Origin of the sequence: Achromobacter seleniivolatilans (assembly GCF_030864005.1) — a bacterium.
Taxonomy (GTDB): Bacteria; Pseudomonadota; Gammaproteobacteria; order Burkholderiales; family Burkholderiaceae_B; genus Achromobacter; species Achromobacter seleniivolatilans.
Map to the genome: position 1 here is coordinate 866,772 of NZ_CP132976.1, position 15,717 is coordinate 882,488.

The window sequence follows — 15,717 nt, forward strand, 5'->3', positions numbered from 1 at the left end:
GGGGGACGGAGTATTTCAAACGTATCAAAACCGCACGAGACCGCAGCTTGAGTCGCCCAGCCCCCCCGGCGGTGCATTACTTCGCGTGCCCGATCAGCGTCAGAAAAAACGTTTTTCGCAATGTGAATCCCAGCCGTTCATATAAGGCGATCGCATTGTGATTGGTGCTGAGCACATGCAGAAACGGCGTCTCGCCTCGTTGCAGGATGCGGGCGTGCAGCTGCGAAATCAGCCGCCCGGCAATGCCTTTACCGCGCCAGTCTTGATCCACACAGACTGCGCTGATCTCCACGTATCCCGCTGGGTGCATCCGTTCGCCCGCCATGGCGACCAGCCGACCTTGATCCCGGATGCCAATGTAGCGGCCCATCTCGCGGGTGCGAGCGCAGAACGGACCGGGTTTGGTTTTTTGGGCCAGATCAAGCATGTCTTGCGCATCGGCCAGCGTCAGCGTCATGGAGTCAGGGTGCTTCAGATCGGCCGGCGCAAGCGTCCTGGCGTCAGGCCTGTTCACATTTGCGAGCGCCTGGCCACCGGCCATCATTTGATGGATGACGCCCACTGATTGCGTTCCAAATTGGGGGCCGGGGGCGGCAGGCGCCTCAGACAGCAGGGCGACTTGCTCGCCCGGTAGCAGCAGCCGTCCAAGCGCCTGCCAGGCATCCGGGGTATGCGTTTCCAATGCCGCGAACGGAGCCACATCGGACGGATAACGGCAAGCCAGGCCATCGCCCTGCCGCAGATGAGTCTGCGCGGTGGAAAGCGCTGTCCACACGGGATTGTCGAGAGGATGGGGAAGAGCGGATTTCATACTGGTTCCTGTCGTTAACGCCAAATGCGTCCAAGCCCCTAATGTAGACAGGAATCAGCGGCCGCTCTATTGTCGTAAATGACATTTATGGAGTCATTTCCGCCATGAGATTAACCGTATTGGCGCTGGACGGCTGTTTCGATACCGGCTTGTCCGCGATTCTTGACGCGTTCACCACTGCCAACGAACTGGCCGCGCTTGAGGGCTCCGCCGCCAGCCCGCCGTTTGACATCAAGGTGATCGGGATGCGCCGCGACGTGCGCACCGGGCTGGGCTTGCGTGTGCCCGTCGAACCCGCCAGTGCCATGGGTAAGCCGGATTGGCTGGTCTTGCCCGCTATTGCCACCAAAATGCCGGAACAATTGCTGCCAGCGCTGGCGCGGCGCGACGTAGCCGACGCCATGGAATTGATGCGTCAAAGCCATGCCGAAGGCGTGAAGATCGCTGCGGCGTGCATCGGCACATTCGTGCTGGCGGAATCGGGGCTGTTGAATGGTCAAGAGGCCACAACGTCATGGTGGCTGGCGCCGCTGTTTCGGCAACGCTATCCGCAGGTCAGGCTGGACAGCGGGCGCATGATGGTGCCCTCTGGTGATTTCACCACCGCAGGCGCCGCCATGGGACATTTGGACTTGGCGTTGTGGCTCTTGAATCAAGCCAGTCCCGCGCTGGCGTCGGTCGTTGTCCGCTATCTGCTGGTGGATGCCCGGCCGTCTCAGGCGCCCTACATGATTCCAGACCATCTGGCGCGGGCCGACCCCTTGGTTGAACGCTTTGAACGCTGGGCCAGAAGCCGGCTGGCCCAAGGCTTTTCACTGGATGCGGCGGCAGAGGCCCTGGCGACCAGCACCCGCACCTTGCAGCGCCGGATTGAAGCCGTGCTGGGCAAGTCTCCGCTGTCTTACTTCCAGGACCTGCGTGTTGAGCGGGCCGTGCATCTGCTACGCACTACCCGGCTCAACATCGAGGCCATTGCCGCACAAGTCGGTTATGCCGACGGCGCAACGCTACGCACCTTGCTGCGCCGCCGTTTGGGGCGCGGCGTGCGGGAATTGCGCGGCGCTTAAAACCGTGTTGCGGTTTTTGCGCCCTGTACGGCTCATGCGGCTTATTCGGCTTACGCATTCCGCCGCAGTTTCACCCCAGGAAAATCCACCGGCACGGCAAAGGCCACGTTCACATAGTTCGTGAACAGATTCAGTGCAACATGCGCCAAGATTTCAACAATCTTTTCATCATTGAAGCCCGCGGCGCGTATGGCCTGCACGTCTGCGTCGCTGACCTGGCCGCGCGCTTCCACCAGTTGCAGCGCAAAGCGCAATGCCGCCGCCGTTTTGGGGTCCGCAGCGCTGCCCGCTTGGGCAGCCGACATTTCTTCGGCGCTGGCCCCGGCTTTGCGGCCCAACGCCGTATGGGCTGCCAGGCAGTATTCGCACGCATTGCGGTCGGCAACGGCCACCGCGATCTGCTCGCCCAGCTTGGGTGCAATCACGCCACCGCCCAAGGCGCCAAACGCGCCCCACATGCTTTTCAGCGCGGCGGGCGAATTGGCGACGGCCTTGAACATATTGGGCGTGGCGCCAAAGGCGCCGTGGATCTGAGTCAGCAGCGCTTGACGGTCGGCAGTGGTGTTGCTGGAATCGATAAGGGAAATTCGCGACATGGTGACGGCTCCTGAAAGTAGGACGTTCGTTGAAAAGACATACGCCAAAGGCGGCTAGTGATTGGAATCGTACGTACAATACGTGGATGCAAGGTGCGATAACGTCCAATAAACATGTCCATTCGTCCAAGTCATGATTGATCCCGTCGCGGCTCCAATAGACCGCCTGTCAGCGCTGCTGGACCGGTTTCGCGTGCGCGCGAGCTTGTTTCATACGGGCGCGCTGTGTGGGGTGCAGACCTTTGATGCCATACCGGGCCGGGGTTTTCTGCATGTGCTGCGCCAGGGCGAAATGGAAGTTCGGCACCCGGGCGCCGCCGGTTCTGCAAGCATGGTGCTCACCGAGCCCACGTTGCTTTTCTACCCGCGAGCCTTGCGCCATGAATTCATCAATCCCCCCGTGGGCGGGTCCGATTTCACTTGCGCGGCGCTGGATTTCGATGGCGGCGAACGCAATCCCATCGTCCAGTCATTGCCGCCGGTGGTGCGTGTGCCGCTGGCGGCGGTGGACGGCTTGCGGCCCGCGTTGGACTTGCTTTTTGCCGAAGCGGATCAGGTGCGCTGCGGCTCCCGCCTGCTGGCCGACCGCCTGTTTGAAGTCGTGCTGATTCAATTGCTCAGGTGGATTCTGGATCAGCCGTCCGCAGTGGGAGTAACGAGCGGGCTGGTCATGGGCTTGTCCGACCCCCGCTTGGCCCGCGCGCTTGTCGCCCTGCATCAGTCTCCTTACGAGGAGTGGAATCTGGAGCAGATGGCTGCCATTGCCGGTATGTCGCGCAGCGCTTTCGCCGCGGCATTCAAGGCCGCTACGGGAACCACCCCCGCCGCGTATCTGACCGATTGGCGTCTGAGCCTGGCCGCATCGATGTTGCGTTCTGGCCGATCAGTAAAGCTGATTGCGGCGGAATTGGGTTTTGCCAGCGCGTCGTCGTTGTCCAAGGCGTTCCGGCAACGCATGGGTGCGTCTCCGCGCGTATGGCTTGCCGCCAACCCTTGAGGCTTGCCGGATGGCCGGATTTATTCCGGCAGCCCGGCTTGCCTAAGCCCGTCCACCAACGTCGCCAGATTCTCAGGCCGGTGTATGGGCAGCCAATCGGAAATGTTGGAAAGCCGCAAAGCGGGGTCCAGCGAGCGTACCTGCTCCATCGCACGCCGCGCCTGGGTAGTCTGCCCGGCCAGGGCGTGGCTGGCGGCAATGACGGCGGTCGCCATCAGAAAACTTGGCAGTTCCCGCAAGGCTTTTTCCGACCACGACAAGGCGGTGTCGTAGCGCCCCATGAACAAGTGGGCGACGGCCATGCCCGCCTGCATCCGGTACAGCTCAGGGTCCAGCGGACTCAGGCGCATACCATGCGCAAAGTGCTCGATGGCTGCGTCGGTTTCACCATGCCACAGCCTGAGAAATGCACTCAGAAACCAGGCTGCTGCCAAGTTGGGATTCAGCACCAGCGCCTTGTCCAGCAACGCAATGCCGCCCGGCAGGTCGCCCGCCAAGTGTCCCAGAGCATGGCCGCTGCGGGTCAGTGCGACTGCGTCGCTTCGGCCCAGCTCGACCGCGCGGCGCGCAAGACGCGTCCCTTCAGCCATCTCGCCTTCGCGATCGGCCATCCAGCCGTTCACCTTGCGCCAGCAGTGGCACCACGCGGCCATCGCGTACGCCGACGCATATTCCGGGTCAACGTGGATGGCCTGATGAAAGTGTTGCAGGGCCTCGTCTATGGTTTGCCGCGTGCCCTGATGCAGCTGGGCCATGCCGCGCAGGTAGTGGTCGTAGGCGTCCAGGCTGCCGGTGGGCTTGTGCCGGGTGCGTTCCATCTCAGCCCGTTCCAGCTGCGGCGCGATCGCGCCGACTACGCTCTGCGTGACCTGATCTTGCAACTCGAATATGTCGTCCAGCACGCCTTCAAAGCGGCCCGCCCAATGGTGCGCGCCGGTTGTCGCGTCGATCAACTGGCCGGTGATGCGGACGCGATTCTTCGCCGTACGCCAACTGCCTTCCAGCACGTAGCGCACACCCAATTCGCGGCCCACAAGCTTCACGTCCACCACGCGAGACTTGTAGGTAAAGCTGGAGTTGCGCGCCACGACGAATAGCCAGCGATGTTGCGACAGCGCAGCAATGATGTCTTCCACTACGCCATCGGCCAGATAGTCCTGTTCCGGGTCGCCGCTTAGATTTACAAATGGCAGGACAGCAATCGAGGGTTTGGCGGGCAGGGCGGGCGTGGGGGCCGCAACCTCGGCTTGCGCTGGCGCCGCTGAATCGGGCGGTACGACTTCTGGGCTTGGCAGGCTGGAATCGATATTGGCGACAAACCGGAACCCCTTGCGGGGAATGGTCCGAACCACACGCTGTTCATTGCCGCTGTCACCAACGGCTTTGCGCACGGCATTGATATGGCTGGCAAGCGTGGATTCCGAGATGATGCGGCCGCCCCAGACGGCATCGATCAGCTCATCTTTGCTGACCACGTGATCGCGGTGCTGTGCCAGATAAACCAGCAAATCAAACACCTGGGGGGCGGTGGCAACGACCAGAGACCCACGGGACAGTTCCCGGCGGTCCAGGTCCACCACGCAGTCGTCAAACACCAATCGCATCCGGGGCTCCATCTGCCGTACATACGCGCCGGGCTTGCGGTAGATAACACGGTAATGGCCCGGGTTCCTGGACATATTCCCAAGGGAAAACCAAGGGAAATCCAAGGCGCCGGCAAAGTCTTTTGTCCGGCCGCCAAGGATACTGCATCCATCGATCACCGCAATACGGAAGATCGCTAGCGAACCCAGGAGATGGACATGAAGATAGTCGTTATAGGTGGCACTGGCCTGATCGGATCAAACGTTGTGAAGAGGCTGCGCGACAATGGCCATGAGGTGGTGGCGGCGTCGCCCGGCACCGGCGTGAACACTCTGACTGGCGCAGGGCTGGCCAACGCGTTGAAGGGCGCGCAGGTTGTCGTCGATGTGTCGAACTCGCCCTCGTTCGAAGATCAGGCTGTCATGGAATTCTTCCAAACGTCTGGCCGGAACCTGCTTGCCGCCGAAGTGGAAGCGGGCGTTGAGCACCACGTGGCGTTGTCCGTCGTAGGCACGGACCGCCTGCCAGACAGCGGTTACTTCCGTGCCAAAGTGGCCCAGGAAAAGCTGATCAAGGCGTCCAAGGTTCCCTACACGATTCTGCGCGCCACCCAGTTCTTTGAATTTGTTGAAGGCATCGTCAAATCAGGCGCGGATGGCGACGCGATCCGCTTGTCTCCCGCCTTGATTCAGCCGATTGCGTCGGACGATGTCGCGGCCGCAATCGCAGATCTGGCGGCCGGCGCGCCCTTGAATGGCACTACTGAAGTGGCTGGGCCCGACCACTTCCCGCTGGACGAACTGGCCCGCAAGTTTCTCGCTTCGCGCGGCGATCAGCGTGAAGTCATTGCCGACGTTCATGCCCGCTACTTCGGCAGTGAACTGGATGACCGGTCGTTGGTTGCTAGCGACCACCCGCGTATCGGTCCGACGCGCTTTCAAAATTGGCTGAGCCGCGCATCGGCCTAGCACAGACCCGCAACTTCACTTTCAGGATTCAACATGACCCAACGTATCGATTACCAAAAACAGTCCCCCGAACTCTTCAAGAAATTCGTGGCCTTCAGCCTTGCGCTACAGGACTCCGCCATCGAGACGTCCATCCGCGATCTGGTGGACATCCGGGCTTCTCAAATCAACGGCTGCACGTTCTGCGTAGATATGCACGTCAAAGAAGCCACGCAGCACGGCGAACGGGCGTTGCGTTTGCATCATGTGGCCGTGTGGCGCGAATCCACGTTATTCAGCCCGCGCGAACGCGCCGCCTTAGCCTGGACCGAAGCGTTGACCAGCATCCCCGCAACGGGCGTGTCGGATGAGATCTATGTAAGGGTCCGCGAGCAATTGTCCGAAAAGGAACTGTCGGACTTGACCTTCCTGGTGATGTCCATCAACGCGTGGAACCGTGTCAACGTGGGTTTCCAGGTGCCGCCCGGCATCTACGACAAAGCGTTTGGCGTGGATAAGTCTGGCCTGGCCTGATCTCTCAGGCGCTAGGCCACGGCGTTCTGATCCGTCTTGCCAGGATTTTTGCGGATCAGGATCGCACCCGCGATGGTCAGCAGCAAGCCTCCGCCGATATAAGGCAGGCCAAAAATCAGCGCCCAAAAGAAGAGCGCGGTATTGGCGTCGTTGGCGGCCCGTGCGCCAGCCGTGGCGGCTTGGTGCGCGGATGGGTCCATCAACAGCATGCTGGCCGGCATGGTCAGCAGCAAGGTAACGCCCAGCAGCACGCAGCCCCAGCCGATCAAACGGCGGATATTGGCAATGCGCGCCAGCGCAATCGCCACGATCGCCGTGATCAGCAAGGAAATAATGCCGCCCGTCATCTGCATGGTGTCCACGGTGGCGGAATCAGACGGGGTGTAAGACCCCGTCGCGTCATTCAGCCCAAATGCCATGATCAGGAAAGGATTCACCAGGCTGAAAGAGGCTCTGCCTACGAGCAGGCCAATGACAATGCTGGAAAGCCACTTGATTGCGACAGGAGGCATCAGGAGTTCCGAGTAGTGGGTCTAGCGGCACACAGTACTAGGCATGCACGCCGGTTTAGTAATAAATATCGACGTAATCAGTCAGCCTGCCGCAAGTTTCCATCTGCTGGAGGCGCCAGTATTTGCGCTTGCCCGTCGCGCGGAATTCGTAGTCGCCCGTGCGTTCGCAGCGGCGGCCTTTTTCCGGGGCATCCAGAATCAGGATCGTGCCGCGGAAGACGAAGCGGTCGCTGTCGATCGAGACGACTTCGCCGTTGATCTTCAATGTGCCTTCAAAGTTGGCCTGTTCGCCATCGATACGAACGACGTCGTTCACATCCTTGGCATTGAGTTTGCCGCGCTGAGCCGACCACAACCATTGCACGGTGACGCCGCTGTTGTTCAACAGGCGTTCATATGCGGCTTGGTTCTTGATGTCGGTTTTCGTCACAGGCGCCAGGGCGGTGGCGTTGTTTTGCTGGACGGGGGCGCTATTTTGCGGCGCAATATTCTGCGGGGCCGGGGCGCTATTTTGATGTGCCGGGCCATGTGCGCGAGGCGCGCTGTCAGTCTGCGCCGAGAGAATCGGCGAAGCCGAAACCAAGGCCAGCCCGCATAGCAAGGGAACTATCCGAAACATCCGCTGCGGTTTCTTGGCGGAAGTTGTGTGACGATCAAGCGTCGTAGGCATGGTGATGAGTAAAAGTGGCAAAGGACAGCGCCGTCCTCGGACGAGGACAGCCACGGGCGCTTAAATTACCATGCTGATTGCGACGAAAAATTACCGGCTTTCGATGGGATGTATCAATTCGTTAACCCGTAAACTCACCGTTGCGCTTACACAGGAGTCCGCATGCTGACCGTCCACCATCTGGGAATATCGCAGTCCGAACGCATCGTCTGGCTGTGCGAAGAACTCGCCATCCCGTACGAACTGAAAGTGTATGAGCGGGACCCCGTCACTCGCCTGGGGCCGCCCGAGTACAAGGCGCTGCATCCGCTGGGCACGGCGCCCATCATTACGGACGGCGATACGGTGTTGGCGGAGTCCACCGCCATCGTGGAATACATCCTGGCCAAGTACGGCAATGGCGCGCTGACCGTACCGCCCAGTGATCCGGCCTTTGCCGACTATCTCTATTGGTTCCACTTCGCCAATGGCTCGTTTCAGCCCAGCCTGATGCGCTGCATGGTTCTGGCCCGGGCCGAAGTGGCTGCGGACAAGCCGGTCGCCCAATTCGCGGACGCGCGCCGCAAGCAGGCGCTGGCCCTGGTGGATCAGCAACTGAGTAAGACGGCGTATTTGGCGGGCGAGTCGCTCACCGCCGCCGATATCGTGGCGGTGTTTTCCTTGACGACGATGCGGGCGTTCTACCCGTTCGATTTGTCGCCGTATCCGAACATCCTGGCTTATCTTCAGCGCATCGGCGCCCGTGAAGCGTATCGCCGGGCCATGAAAAAAGGCGACCCGGGAATGACGCCGATGCTGACCTGACAGTCAGGCGGCCTTACAGCACCAGCGGCGAGATCTTGTTGCCGTCCACTGACACACCGGCCATCAGGCCGCCGTTGTTCATGACGAAGCCCACGATGGGTTGCTGCGCGGTGTTGGAGTCAATGCTGCCATTGGCGCCAACATTCGCCACGGCGACGGTGGCGTCGGCGCCGATCGTCCAGCCGCTGCTGGCGCGGAACTTGGCCAGGGCGTCATCCGTCATGAACAACAGCACCATGGCCTTGGACTGTGCACCCGCTTGAAAGCCGATCGAACCGCCAGTAATGCTGTAGTAGGCGGTGTCTGTTCCACCTACCCGCAACGTGCCCGACCCATACTGCGCGCCCACGATGAAGCTGCCGCTCAGCACCGAGGGGAACACCAGCACGCCGCGCGCGCGTTCAACCAACTGCTTGGACTGCGGCGAAGCTTCGTACAGCTTGGATAGCGTGGCCGACGTAGCGGCGTTCAGTTCCTGCCGCTTCTCGGCCGAGGTGGCCTTTGATTGGGGACCATTCGTTGTGCAGCCTGCGAACAGCACGCCCGCCACGCCAAGCGTTACCGCTGCCAGGGTGGTCCTACGCAAGGTTGAAATGATCTTGTTCATTAGCGTTTCCTTTGGGATGCAGACGAATTTGCAGACGGGAAATTCAAATGGGGCTACGCCCTGGCAAGCAGATTACTCTCGTTGGCGGCCTTGCAGCCGAGTTCTGGTTGCGCCATGGGAAAAAAAAAGCCGCCCGAAGGCGGTTTAACATCGCGCTATGTTTCCATTTATTCTCGTCTGGATCGTGCTGGCCCTGGTGGTCGGCGTCATGGCGTCTGGCCGCGGCCGCAAGGGCTTTGGCTGGACGATACTTGCCTGCCTGATCAGTCCTCCTCTGGCGGGCATCTTCCTGATGGTCATTGCCGACCGGTCGCCCCATGCGCGGCAACCTATCTTGCCCACCCACATTGAATGCCCAAAATGCGGCGGTCGGGTGCTTCGAGACGCGCGCGTATGCAGGCATTGCGGGGGCGAGGTCACGGCAGCGTAGTTGCACCGCAGCATGCTGGCTATACTGGCCGTCGATTTCATTGACGACGCTCTCCATGACGCTCCCCACGCCACCTCTGGAAGGTTATTGGTTTGACTATCCCGACCAGTCACCTGCCCTGAAAAGAACAGGCACGCAGGTCACACTTGCGAATGCGGTTCCGCCCTGGATGGTGGTGGAGCAAGCCTTATCCACGATCACCATCGGCAGCCATTGGCCGGGCAAGCTGTGGCGCGTTCAAGTCACAGTGCTTGGAGATATGTCGGGCCTGGTCGCCAAGCCGGGATATTGGCGCGCCGCAGCGCTCGAACTATTGGAAGAGCTGCCGCTGTCCGTCTTGTTCGGTCCGCACGGCGTTGCGGTGTTTGATATCTGCTCGGCTATCACAAGCCTGTCGCGCGCTCAGGCGGAAGCGCTGGCAAGCAATGTGGATGAAGCTGCCGCGTCTGCCTATGGCAGAGCCTGGATGCAATGGGCGCATTCCCGCGGCGACAAGCGGTCCATGCACGCAGACGAGTGGTGCGGCACGCTCGCCACATCCAGCGGACCTGACAAGCAGCGGTCACCCATTCACTCTGGTTTTCTTCTGATTCATACTTTGGTTTGGCAGCGAGCCAAAGACATAGACGGCGACGACGCCTTCAGCCAGTACGAAGAAGATGGCGAAACAGAGGTTGTACTAAAGCCGCTATGGCGAGATGCCTGCAACGCAATGCTGTATGCCGCCATGGCGCAGGGCGCGCCGCAATGCGTATCGGAAGCGGATGCGGCGGAACTGAACCGGGCTTGGTCTGGTGTTTTTTCATCACCGGCTTTGTGAGGGAATCCATTCAATGTCCGAACACCACCAATTCATTTTTCCTCGCGATTTTCATTTGCCGCCGCCCGATTGGCCTGCGCTGGAAACTCGGTTATTGGAAGGCGGATTTATCGTGGAGCCGCGCGGCGACCGCATCCCGTATCGCGCACTGTTGAACCTGAGCTTTGGACTTGCCGCGCTTAACGAAGGCTCGTATCAGCACCAGGAACAAATAAGAACGCCAGGCGATGTCGTTGCGATGTATGTGCGTGCTGGCTATCTGCCCGCTACTATCCCGATCCGCCATAACGACACGATGGAAGAGACGCTCGCGCTGCTGGCGACCTACGGCGTTACGCCAGACCCTCTATACGCCGACGCTGAAGGCAGCGACTGGCACAGCCCGCAATACTGCCTGGGCGCAGCCGCCCGACCGTACCTTAGCGCCGACAGCCGGGAGGCCTATGACGCGGATTCCCAGCAGATTCCCTTGATGCTGCTGGCTTACGACAGCGCCAACCCCAACGTGGCCGTTGGTGAAAACTTGTCTGAACCCAGCCTGCCAGGGTCAGACGAGCCCCTGGAATCGCTGCCGCCCTTTGACTCGCATGTGGATTTCATTGGCCAAGCCTTCGAAAATCCCGCCGCGCAGTGGCATTGCGAAGAGACCGGGCAGAGCTACCGCATCTTCGAACTGGACTGGCACTTCAGCCTGGCAATGGGCTTTCGCATGGTGCGCGCAGAAGGGCTGGATCGCGCCAGCGCGGAAGGTCTGGCGGCGCTGATTGGCGAGCTGATCGGTCAGCCAGCAACGTGCAGCCATCGGCACTTGTGACCATAAGACGCTAGGGCGCCTTACTCGTCCGCACGCCAAGACTTGCGCCGCCTTGACCGTGGCTTAGGCACCACCCCCAAACGCGGGTCCCGCGCCAGCGCAAGCGCTACCAGCTTTGCCGCAATGGCCTCAAAGGCTTCATCCGACTGCGGCAGGTACAGCCACTTCCCCAACTCGGGATGAGGCAGCAAATTCGGTATCTCAGCCACCAGCGCCGCCTGACGCTCGTGCGAGGTGCATACCATCACGCCGTTCCAGGGTTCTTCCCGATCCGCCACCACCAGGTACAGCGACCCATCCAGATAGGCCGCATCACAGCCGAACATCTTGCGGCGCAGGTAATTGGCGTCTTGCTCAAGCGGGTCGAGGACCCAGAGCAGGGAGTTCAGCCGGGCAGGGCGGGCCTTGTTGGGCGGGGCAAAGGGGTCGGCTTGGTTGCGCATGGGGGGAGTTTAGCGGGGTAGGAGTCGCTGGCACCCGCTCACGCACACGGCCGCCGGCTGCCGCAGGTTATCTATTGTCGAGACCTTAAAGATCTGCCTCACTCAGACGCGGCTTCAGGGCTGCCGCGCGCGCGATGTCGGCGTCTGCACCGGATGCGTCTCCCAGTTGCCGTCTGACCAGCCCGCGACCCAGAAATGCTCTCGCGTCTTGGTCGCGGGCCAATACATAGTCGAAGTCGGCCAAGGCGTTTTTGAGCTGTCCGAGCTTTCTAAGGACGTTGCCTCGGTTCGTATAGTTGGTGATGTTGTTGGCCTCAAGGCGAATGGCCTCATTGATATCCGCCGCAGCTAAATCCAGTTCACCCAATTTCTCATAGCTCGCCCCACGCATGGCATATAGTGAAGCGCCGCGATACACGGGGCCGCCCTTTTTTTCGTCGATCAGGGCGGTATAGATGATGGCGGCGTTCCGATAGTCTTTCTCTCGATCGTAGAGCCACGCGGCCTTGAGGTTGTCCATGCCAACGTCATCCTGCTGCGTCAGGGCGGCAGCAAGCTGATAGTTGGATATCGCCTGTTTGGCATCTGTATCGTAGAAGTGGTCGCCCAAATAGCGGTACGCGGTGGGCTCTTTCGGGTCGGTCTTTATCGCTTCTCGATAACGTTCCACCGAGCGAGCGGCCAAGGCTGCTTGCTCGTCAGCGCTACCCCCGCTTGCCATGCGACCGTAGGCAAGCCCCTCGTGAGCAATCGCCCAGGCCCGTAGCGCCGTGTTATTCCCGGCAGCCTCTCTTACCTTGATGCAGGCGTCAATAACGGCATCCAACGGGGTGCGTAAGGAAAAATCGCAACGGGTGCGCAGATCAGCAAGGTTCAGCGGAAGGGCCGCGGCGGTGTCTGCGGCCGGTTGCGTGGTTTCCTGCGGATGCGGGGAGTCGGCAAGGGCAGTGGCTGCGATCAGAAGGGACAACGCACTGCCGGCGAAAGCCAAGGACAAGGTGCGTGCGTATTGCGTGGTAGACAAAAGTGGACTCCTGGTCCTCTGGCTATAGAGTGAAATCACATAGTGATTCTGGTTGGCGATATCGCGCTATGCGTGATCCAAAATCGGCAAACCATACCTTGAATCAGCTGGCTTAGATGCCGCTGGCATCATGCTCCAAACTGCAAGTTGATGCGATTGACTGGCCAGCGCAATCCAAATTGCGAATGGCGAAGAAGTGCCCAGTATCATAGCGAAGTGTTCATCAATCGACTGTCTTGGCAGTGAAGAGATCGCCCGATGAGAAAAACCGTTCCGCTCTTGCTTTTGTCGTCCGTCATGCTGACCGCATGCGGCCCGAACAAAATCATTGTCGATCTGCCTTCGCCCAACGGCAATTACCATGTTGAGGTGCGCAAATGCCCTCAACGGGGCTCCATGACATCAGGCGAGCAGACGCAAGTGTCTGTTCTGAAAGCTGGCACATCAGAGAATTGCAATTCGGCGGTGAACGCGCTGGTGCAGTTCGGCTCCTATGCGCCCGACGATCAGCTGCAACTTCAATGGATTTCAGATGCGGAGCTTAGAGCGTGGCATCCGGGGTTTGATCCGAAGTTCGGGCCAAGGTCCGCGTCGAGTAAGGCTGATAGTTCGGTGAAGGTGATTTATGCGCCGGCGAAGTGATGATTCGGGTGATGTCTTGGCGGATGCGTTTGCGAAATTCCGCACTTATTTTTAAGGGGATTTGAGTGTTTTGCAATTCGTGTGGCATTGCCATGGAAGGCGACGATTTGACCTGTGGGCCGTGCGCGAAAGCGCTGTACTCAACGTCAACATCCAAGAAGTTTTCCCTAAATCTGGATGAGTTCAATGCCTATCAACGTAATCCAGCAGCAGCAGAGCAAGCCGCCAACAAAAGTCGCCGCGATAAACATTCTGGCGACATCGTCCGATTGAAAATCGTCCCCGTCATGCTGCGCGGACTGCCGTTCAAAGCGAATTGGCTGATAGCGTCCGGGGCCCTGGGCTTGGTTGGCTGTGTTTTCGGATTGACCAAAATAGTGGATTCGGGCTGGTGGTTCGCGCTGGGTGGCGCATTCGGTGTGGTGCTGGCAGTGGGGGTGCAGTTGATGCGCCAGCGCTACTTTTGGATTTCTTCAAAGAACATCTTTGAGCTGAATGCTGCGGGCGAGGTTTTCCGTACACAGATCGGCGGGCATTGCCCTGTTTGCGCCGGCAAATTGAAAGTTATCGTTGTCCCTCGCAGCGAGAGCAAAACTCCAGTGGTTCGCTGCACGGCTAACGCCAATCACACGTGGAGTTTCAACTCTGGCTTGTTGAGCGATTTGTAGCTGTTGCGGAGCCTGCTGGCAGCCTCACTCGACTGGCTGAAGAATGCGCAACGCAAGTGTGGGTCTCCAAACGAGGAGGAATCTGAAACTTGCGTGTCTGGCGTAGTGGGCCCGCAGCCCGCAGCGGCTGTCGAGTATCAAGGCACTGCGGCTGGGTCAAGGCTCTGCGCAAAGGCGACGTCAAACACCAGCAAACCGCGCCGCCAACTGATCGCAATACCGCACAAGAATCGCCGCATCCACGCCTACCGCCGTAAACAAACTCCCGGCCTCGATGTAGCGGCGTGCCAGGTTCTCATCCCCCGTCAGAACGCCCGGCGCCTTGCCAGCCGCCCGCACACGACGAATCGCACTTTCAACCTCGGTCACCACCTTCGGATGCTGCGGCTCTCCCGGATATCCCAAGCTGGCGGCCAGATCCGCCGGCCCGATGAACACCCCATCCACGCCATCCACCGCAATTATTGAGTCCAGATTCTCCAGCGCTTCGCCTGTCTCAGCCTGCACCAATAAGCACAGCTCCTCTTCGCACCGGCGCATGTAGTCAGGCACGCGGCCATACCGCGTAGCGCGCATCGTTCCGCTGACGCCCCGCACGCCACGCGGCGCATAACGCATGCCGGCGACCGCGCTTTGCGCCTCATCGGCGTTCTGCACATACGGCAGCAGCAAAGTCTGCGCGCCTATGTCCAGATATTGCTTGATCTGCACCTTGTCATTCCACGACGGCCGCACCACGGCATGACTGTTGTAGGCGCTTGCTGCCTGCAACTGCGCCATGACCGTGGGCAGCACGACCGGGGTGTGCTCGGTGTCCAGCAGCAGCCAATCAAAGCCGCTGGCCGCGACCAGTTCGGTGCTGTTGGGATGCCCAAGCGTGACCCACAGCCCGGTTTGATGGCGCTGGGCGCGCAGCGCGCGCTTGAACGTATTGATGGGGAGTTCCATGCGCTGTCCTTAAGAGAAATGCACCGAAATGCTGCCCAGCTTGCCGTAGTCGGCATGCAGTGTGTCGCCGCGCTTGACCGCGACGGTGCGGGTGAAGGAACCCGCCAGCACGATGTGCCCGGCCTCCAACCCCGCATCATGCAGCGCCAGTTTGTTCGCCAGCCATGCAATACCCAGCGCCGGATGCCCCAGCACCGCGGCCGACACGCCGGACTCTTCAATCACGCCATTTTTCAGGAGCAGGGCGCCAACCCAGCGCAGATCGATATCCAGCGGCCGCACCGGCCGGCCGCCCAGCACGATGCCGACGCAGGCCGCGTTGTCGGCAATGTTGTCGACAATGCGGCGCGGATACTTGCTGCGCCCGTCGATCAGCTCCAGAGCAGGCACCACATAATCCGTCGCATCCAACACATCGAACAGGCTCACATCCGGCCCGCGCAGGGGCTTGCCCAGCACAAAGGCCAGCTCCACCTCCACACGCGGCACGATCAGCTTGTCCGTAGGAATGGTCTGCCCATCCTGAAAGAACATCGTGTCCAGCAAATGCCCATAGTCCGGCTCGTCGATGCCAACGGTGCTCTGCATCGCCTTGGACGTCAGCCCGATCTTGTGGCCGCGCAGGCGGGCGCCGTCGGCAATCTTCTGGTCGATGTTGATCTGCTGGATCGCATACGCGTCCGCGATCTCGATATCCGGAAACGCCTGGTCCAGCTGCGTGGTGGGCACGCCGCTGCGTTCCGCTTCAAGCAGCAGGCTGGCCGCGCGGGCGCGGTCTTCTTCGTTAAGCATGAACGGC

At 60.5% G+C, this 15,717-nt stretch carries 20 protein-coding genes; 10 read left to right on the plus strand and 10 right to left on the minus strand.

Annotation, left to right across the window (positions count from 1 at the left end; genetic code table 11):
• Positions 1–76: 76 nt before the first annotated feature.
• Entirely contained in the window at positions 77–811 is a 735-nt protein-coding gene (locus tag RAS12_RS03910) for a GNAT family N-acetyltransferase (protein WP_306945322.1), read from the minus strand.
• 104 nt (positions 812–915) lie between these two features.
• Between RAS12_RS03910 and RAS12_RS03915 the strand changes: the two genes are divergently transcribed.
• Positions 916–1,878: a GlxA family transcriptional regulator gene (locus tag RAS12_RS03915; protein ID WP_306945324.1), complete on the plus strand. Its 963-nt coding sequence runs from the start codon at positions 916–918 to the stop codon at positions 1,876–1,878.
• A gap of 50 nt (positions 1,879–1,928) precedes the next feature.
• Here RAS12_RS03915 and RAS12_RS03920 read toward each other — a convergent pair whose 3' ends face one another.
• Entirely contained in the window at positions 1,929–2,474 is a 546-nt protein-coding gene (locus RAS12_RS03920) for a carboxymuconolactone decarboxylase family protein (protein ID WP_306945326.1), read from the minus strand.
• Between the two features lie 157 nt (positions 2,475–2,631).
• Here RAS12_RS03920 and RAS12_RS03925 point away from each other — a divergent pair, with 157 nt between their 5' ends.
• Complete coding sequence (locus RAS12_RS03925; RefSeq protein WP_306951294.1) at positions 2,632–3,471, plus strand: AraC family transcriptional regulator; 840 nt, start codon at positions 2,632–2,634, stop codon at positions 3,469–3,471.
• Between the two features lie 20 nt (positions 3,472–3,491).
• Here the strand turns inward: RAS12_RS03925 and RAS12_RS03930 are convergent, their stop codons facing one another.
• The gene (locus RAS12_RS03930; RefSeq protein ID WP_306945328.1) at positions 3,492–5,075 is read right to left on the minus strand and encodes a winged helix-turn-helix domain-containing protein; all 1,584 of its coding nucleotides are present in this window, start codon (positions 5,073–5,075) and stop codon (positions 3,492–3,494) included.
• Positions 5,076–5,273: 198 nt separating this feature from the next.
• On the opposite strand from RAS12_RS03930, the gene RAS12_RS03935 reads away from it, so the two are divergent.
• Together RAS12_RS03935 and RAS12_RS03940 are read left to right on the plus strand one after the other, a co-directional pair.
• Positions 5,274–6,023 carry an SDR family oxidoreductase gene (locus RAS12_RS03935; protein WP_306945330.1) on the plus strand — a complete coding sequence of 250 codons (750 nt, stop codon included), beginning with the start codon at positions 5,274–5,276 and terminating at the stop codon, positions 6,021–6,023.
• A gap of 33 nt (positions 6,024–6,056) precedes the next feature.
• Complete coding sequence (locus tag RAS12_RS03940; RefSeq protein ID WP_306945331.1) at positions 6,057–6,536, plus strand: carboxymuconolactone decarboxylase family protein; 480 nt, start codon at positions 6,057–6,059, stop codon at positions 6,534–6,536.
• 11 nt (positions 6,537–6,547) lie between these two features.
• On the opposite strand, the gene RAS12_RS03945 is transcribed toward RAS12_RS03940, so the two are convergent.
• Both RAS12_RS03945 and RAS12_RS03950 read right to left on the minus strand, forming a co-directional pair.
• Positions 6,548–7,048: a hypothetical protein gene (locus RAS12_RS03945; RefSeq protein ID WP_306945333.1), complete on the minus strand. Its 501-nt coding sequence runs from the start codon at positions 7,046–7,048 to the stop codon at positions 6,548–6,550.
• A gap of 55 nt (positions 7,049–7,103) precedes the next feature.
• Positions 7,104–7,478, minus strand: a complete 375-nt coding sequence (locus tag RAS12_RS03950) for a hypothetical protein (protein ID WP_306945335.1) — start codon at positions 7,476–7,478, stop codon at positions 7,104–7,106.
• A gap of 402 nt (positions 7,479–7,880) precedes the next feature.
• Here RAS12_RS03950 and RAS12_RS03955 point away from each other — a divergent pair, with 402 nt between their 5' ends.
• The gene (locus RAS12_RS03955) at positions 7,881–8,522 is read left to right on the plus strand and encodes a glutathione S-transferase family protein (protein WP_306945337.1); all 642 of its coding nucleotides are present in this window, start codon (positions 7,881–7,883) and stop codon (positions 8,520–8,522) included.
• A 13-nt stretch (positions 8,523–8,535) separates the two neighbouring features.
• Here the strand turns inward: RAS12_RS03955 and RAS12_RS03960 are convergent, their stop codons facing one another.
• Positions 8,536–9,129: a BPSL1445 family SYLF domain-containing lipoprotein gene (locus tag RAS12_RS03960; RefSeq protein ID WP_306945339.1), complete on the minus strand. Its 594-nt coding sequence runs from the start codon at positions 9,127–9,129 to the stop codon at positions 8,536–8,538.
• Between the two features lie 157 nt (positions 9,130–9,286).
• Between RAS12_RS03960 and RAS12_RS03965 the strand changes: the two genes are divergently transcribed.
• From RAS12_RS03965 to RAS12_RS03975, 3 genes are read left to right on the plus strand one after another with little or no spacing between them, the layout of a single operon-like run.
• Complete coding sequence (locus RAS12_RS03965) at positions 9,287–9,559, plus strand: hypothetical protein (RefSeq protein WP_306945341.1); 273 nt, start codon at positions 9,287–9,289, stop codon at positions 9,557–9,559.
• Between the two features lie 55 nt (positions 9,560–9,614).
• The gene (locus RAS12_RS03970; RefSeq protein ID WP_306945343.1) at positions 9,615–10,379 is read left to right on the plus strand and encodes a hypothetical protein; all 765 of its coding nucleotides are present in this window, start codon (positions 9,615–9,617) and stop codon (positions 10,377–10,379) included.
• 13 nt (positions 10,380–10,392) lie between these two features.
• A complete protein-coding gene (locus RAS12_RS03975) occupies positions 10,393–11,193 on the plus strand; it encodes a hypothetical protein (RefSeq protein ID WP_306945345.1) in 801 nt (266 codons plus the stop codon).
• Positions 11,194–11,213: 20 nt separating this feature from the next.
• On the opposite strand, the gene RAS12_RS03980 is transcribed toward RAS12_RS03975, so the two are convergent.
• Positions 11,214–11,636: a hypothetical protein gene (locus tag RAS12_RS03980; protein ID WP_306945347.1), complete on the minus strand. Its 423-nt coding sequence runs from the start codon at positions 11,634–11,636 to the stop codon at positions 11,214–11,216.
• 85 nt (positions 11,637–11,721) lie between these two features.
• Positions 11,722–12,660, minus strand: a complete 939-nt coding sequence (locus tag RAS12_RS03985) for a tetratricopeptide repeat protein (RefSeq protein ID WP_306945350.1) — start codon at positions 12,658–12,660, stop codon at positions 11,722–11,724.
• 258 nt (positions 12,661–12,918) lie between these two features.
• Between RAS12_RS03985 and RAS12_RS03990 the strand changes: the two genes are divergently transcribed.
• Positions 12,919–13,302 (plus strand): hypothetical protein, encoded by a 384-nt coding sequence (locus RAS12_RS03990; protein WP_306945352.1) that lies wholly within the window; start codon positions 12,919–12,921, stop codon positions 13,300–13,302.
• Between the two features lie 92 nt (positions 13,303–13,394).
• Positions 13,395–13,970 (plus strand): hypothetical protein, encoded by a 576-nt coding sequence (locus RAS12_RS03995; RefSeq protein WP_306945353.1) that lies wholly within the window; start codon positions 13,395–13,397, stop codon positions 13,968–13,970.
• A gap of 180 nt (positions 13,971–14,150) precedes the next feature.
• Here RAS12_RS03995 and RAS12_RS04000 read toward each other — a convergent pair whose 3' ends face one another.
• Positions 14,151–14,918 (minus strand): HpcH/HpaI aldolase family protein, encoded by a 768-nt coding sequence (locus RAS12_RS04000; RefSeq protein ID WP_306945355.1) that lies wholly within the window; start codon positions 14,916–14,918, stop codon positions 14,151–14,153.
• A gap of 9 nt (positions 14,919–14,927) precedes the next feature.
• A complete protein-coding gene (gene hpaH / locus RAS12_RS04005; protein ID WP_306945357.1) occupies positions 14,928–15,710 on the minus strand; it encodes a 2-oxo-hept-4-ene-1,7-dioate hydratase in 783 nt (260 codons plus the stop codon).
• Positions 15,711–15,717 lie beyond the last annotated feature (7 nt).

Bases quoted from the DNA above. Each gene is read 5' to 3' on its own strand.
- RAS12_RS03940 (WP_306945331.1), top strand. From the start codon at position 6,057: ATGACCCAACGTATCGATTACCAAAAACAGTCCCCCGAACTCTTCAAG.
- RAS12_RS03920 (WP_306945326.1), bottom strand. From the start codon at position 2,474: ATGTCGCGAATTTCCCTTATCGATTCCAGCAACACCACTGCCGACCGT.
- RAS12_RS03980 (WP_306945347.1), bottom strand. From the start codon at position 11,636: ATGCGCAACCAAGCCGACCCCTTTGCCCCGCCCAACAAGGCCCGCCCT.
- RAS12_RS03960 (WP_306945339.1), bottom strand. From the start codon at position 9,129: ATGAACAAGATCATTTCAACCTTGCGTAGGACCACCCTGGCAGCGGTA.
- RAS12_RS03955 (WP_306945337.1), top strand. From the start codon at position 7,881: ATGCTGACCGTCCACCATCTGGGAATATCGCAGTCCGAACGCATCGTC.
- RAS12_RS03990 (WP_306945352.1), top strand. From the start codon at position 12,919: ATGAGAAAAACCGTTCCGCTCTTGCTTTTGTCGTCCGTCATGCTGACC.
- RAS12_RS04000 (WP_306945355.1), bottom strand. From the start codon at position 14,918: ATGGAACTCCCCATCAATACGTTCAAGCGCGCGCTGCGCGCCCAGCGC.
- RAS12_RS03995 (WP_306945353.1), top strand. From the start codon at position 13,395: ATGGAAGGCGACGATTTGACCTGTGGGCCGTGCGCGAAAGCGCTGTAC.
- RAS12_RS03975 (WP_306945345.1), top strand. From the start codon at position 10,393: ATGTCCGAACACCACCAATTCATTTTTCCTCGCGATTTTCATTTGCCG.
- RAS12_RS03915 (WP_306945324.1), top strand. From the start codon at position 916: ATGAGATTAACCGTATTGGCGCTGGACGGCTGTTTCGATACCGGCTTG.
- RAS12_RS03945 (WP_306945333.1), bottom strand. From the start codon at position 7,048: ATGCCTCCTGTCGCAATCAAGTGGCTTTCCAGCATTGTCATTGGCCTG.
- RAS12_RS03965 (WP_306945341.1), top strand. From the start codon at position 9,287: ATGTTTCCATTTATTCTCGTCTGGATCGTGCTGGCCCTGGTGGTCGGC.
- RAS12_RS03910 (WP_306945322.1), bottom strand. From the start codon at position 811: ATGAAATCCGCTCTTCCCCATCCTCTCGACAATCCCGTGTGGACAGCG.
- hpaH (WP_306945357.1), bottom strand. From the start codon at position 15,710: ATGCTTAACGAAGAAGACCGCGCCCGCGCGGCCAGCCTGCTGCTTGAA.
- RAS12_RS03930 (WP_306945328.1), bottom strand. From the start codon at position 5,075: ATGCGATTGGTGTTTGACGACTGCGTGGTGGACCTGGACCGCCGGGAA.
- RAS12_RS03935 (WP_306945330.1), top strand. From the start codon at position 5,274: ATGAAGATAGTCGTTATAGGTGGCACTGGCCTGATCGGATCAAACGTT.
- RAS12_RS03970 (WP_306945343.1), top strand. From the start codon at position 9,615: ATGACGCTCCCCACGCCACCTCTGGAAGGTTATTGGTTTGACTATCCC.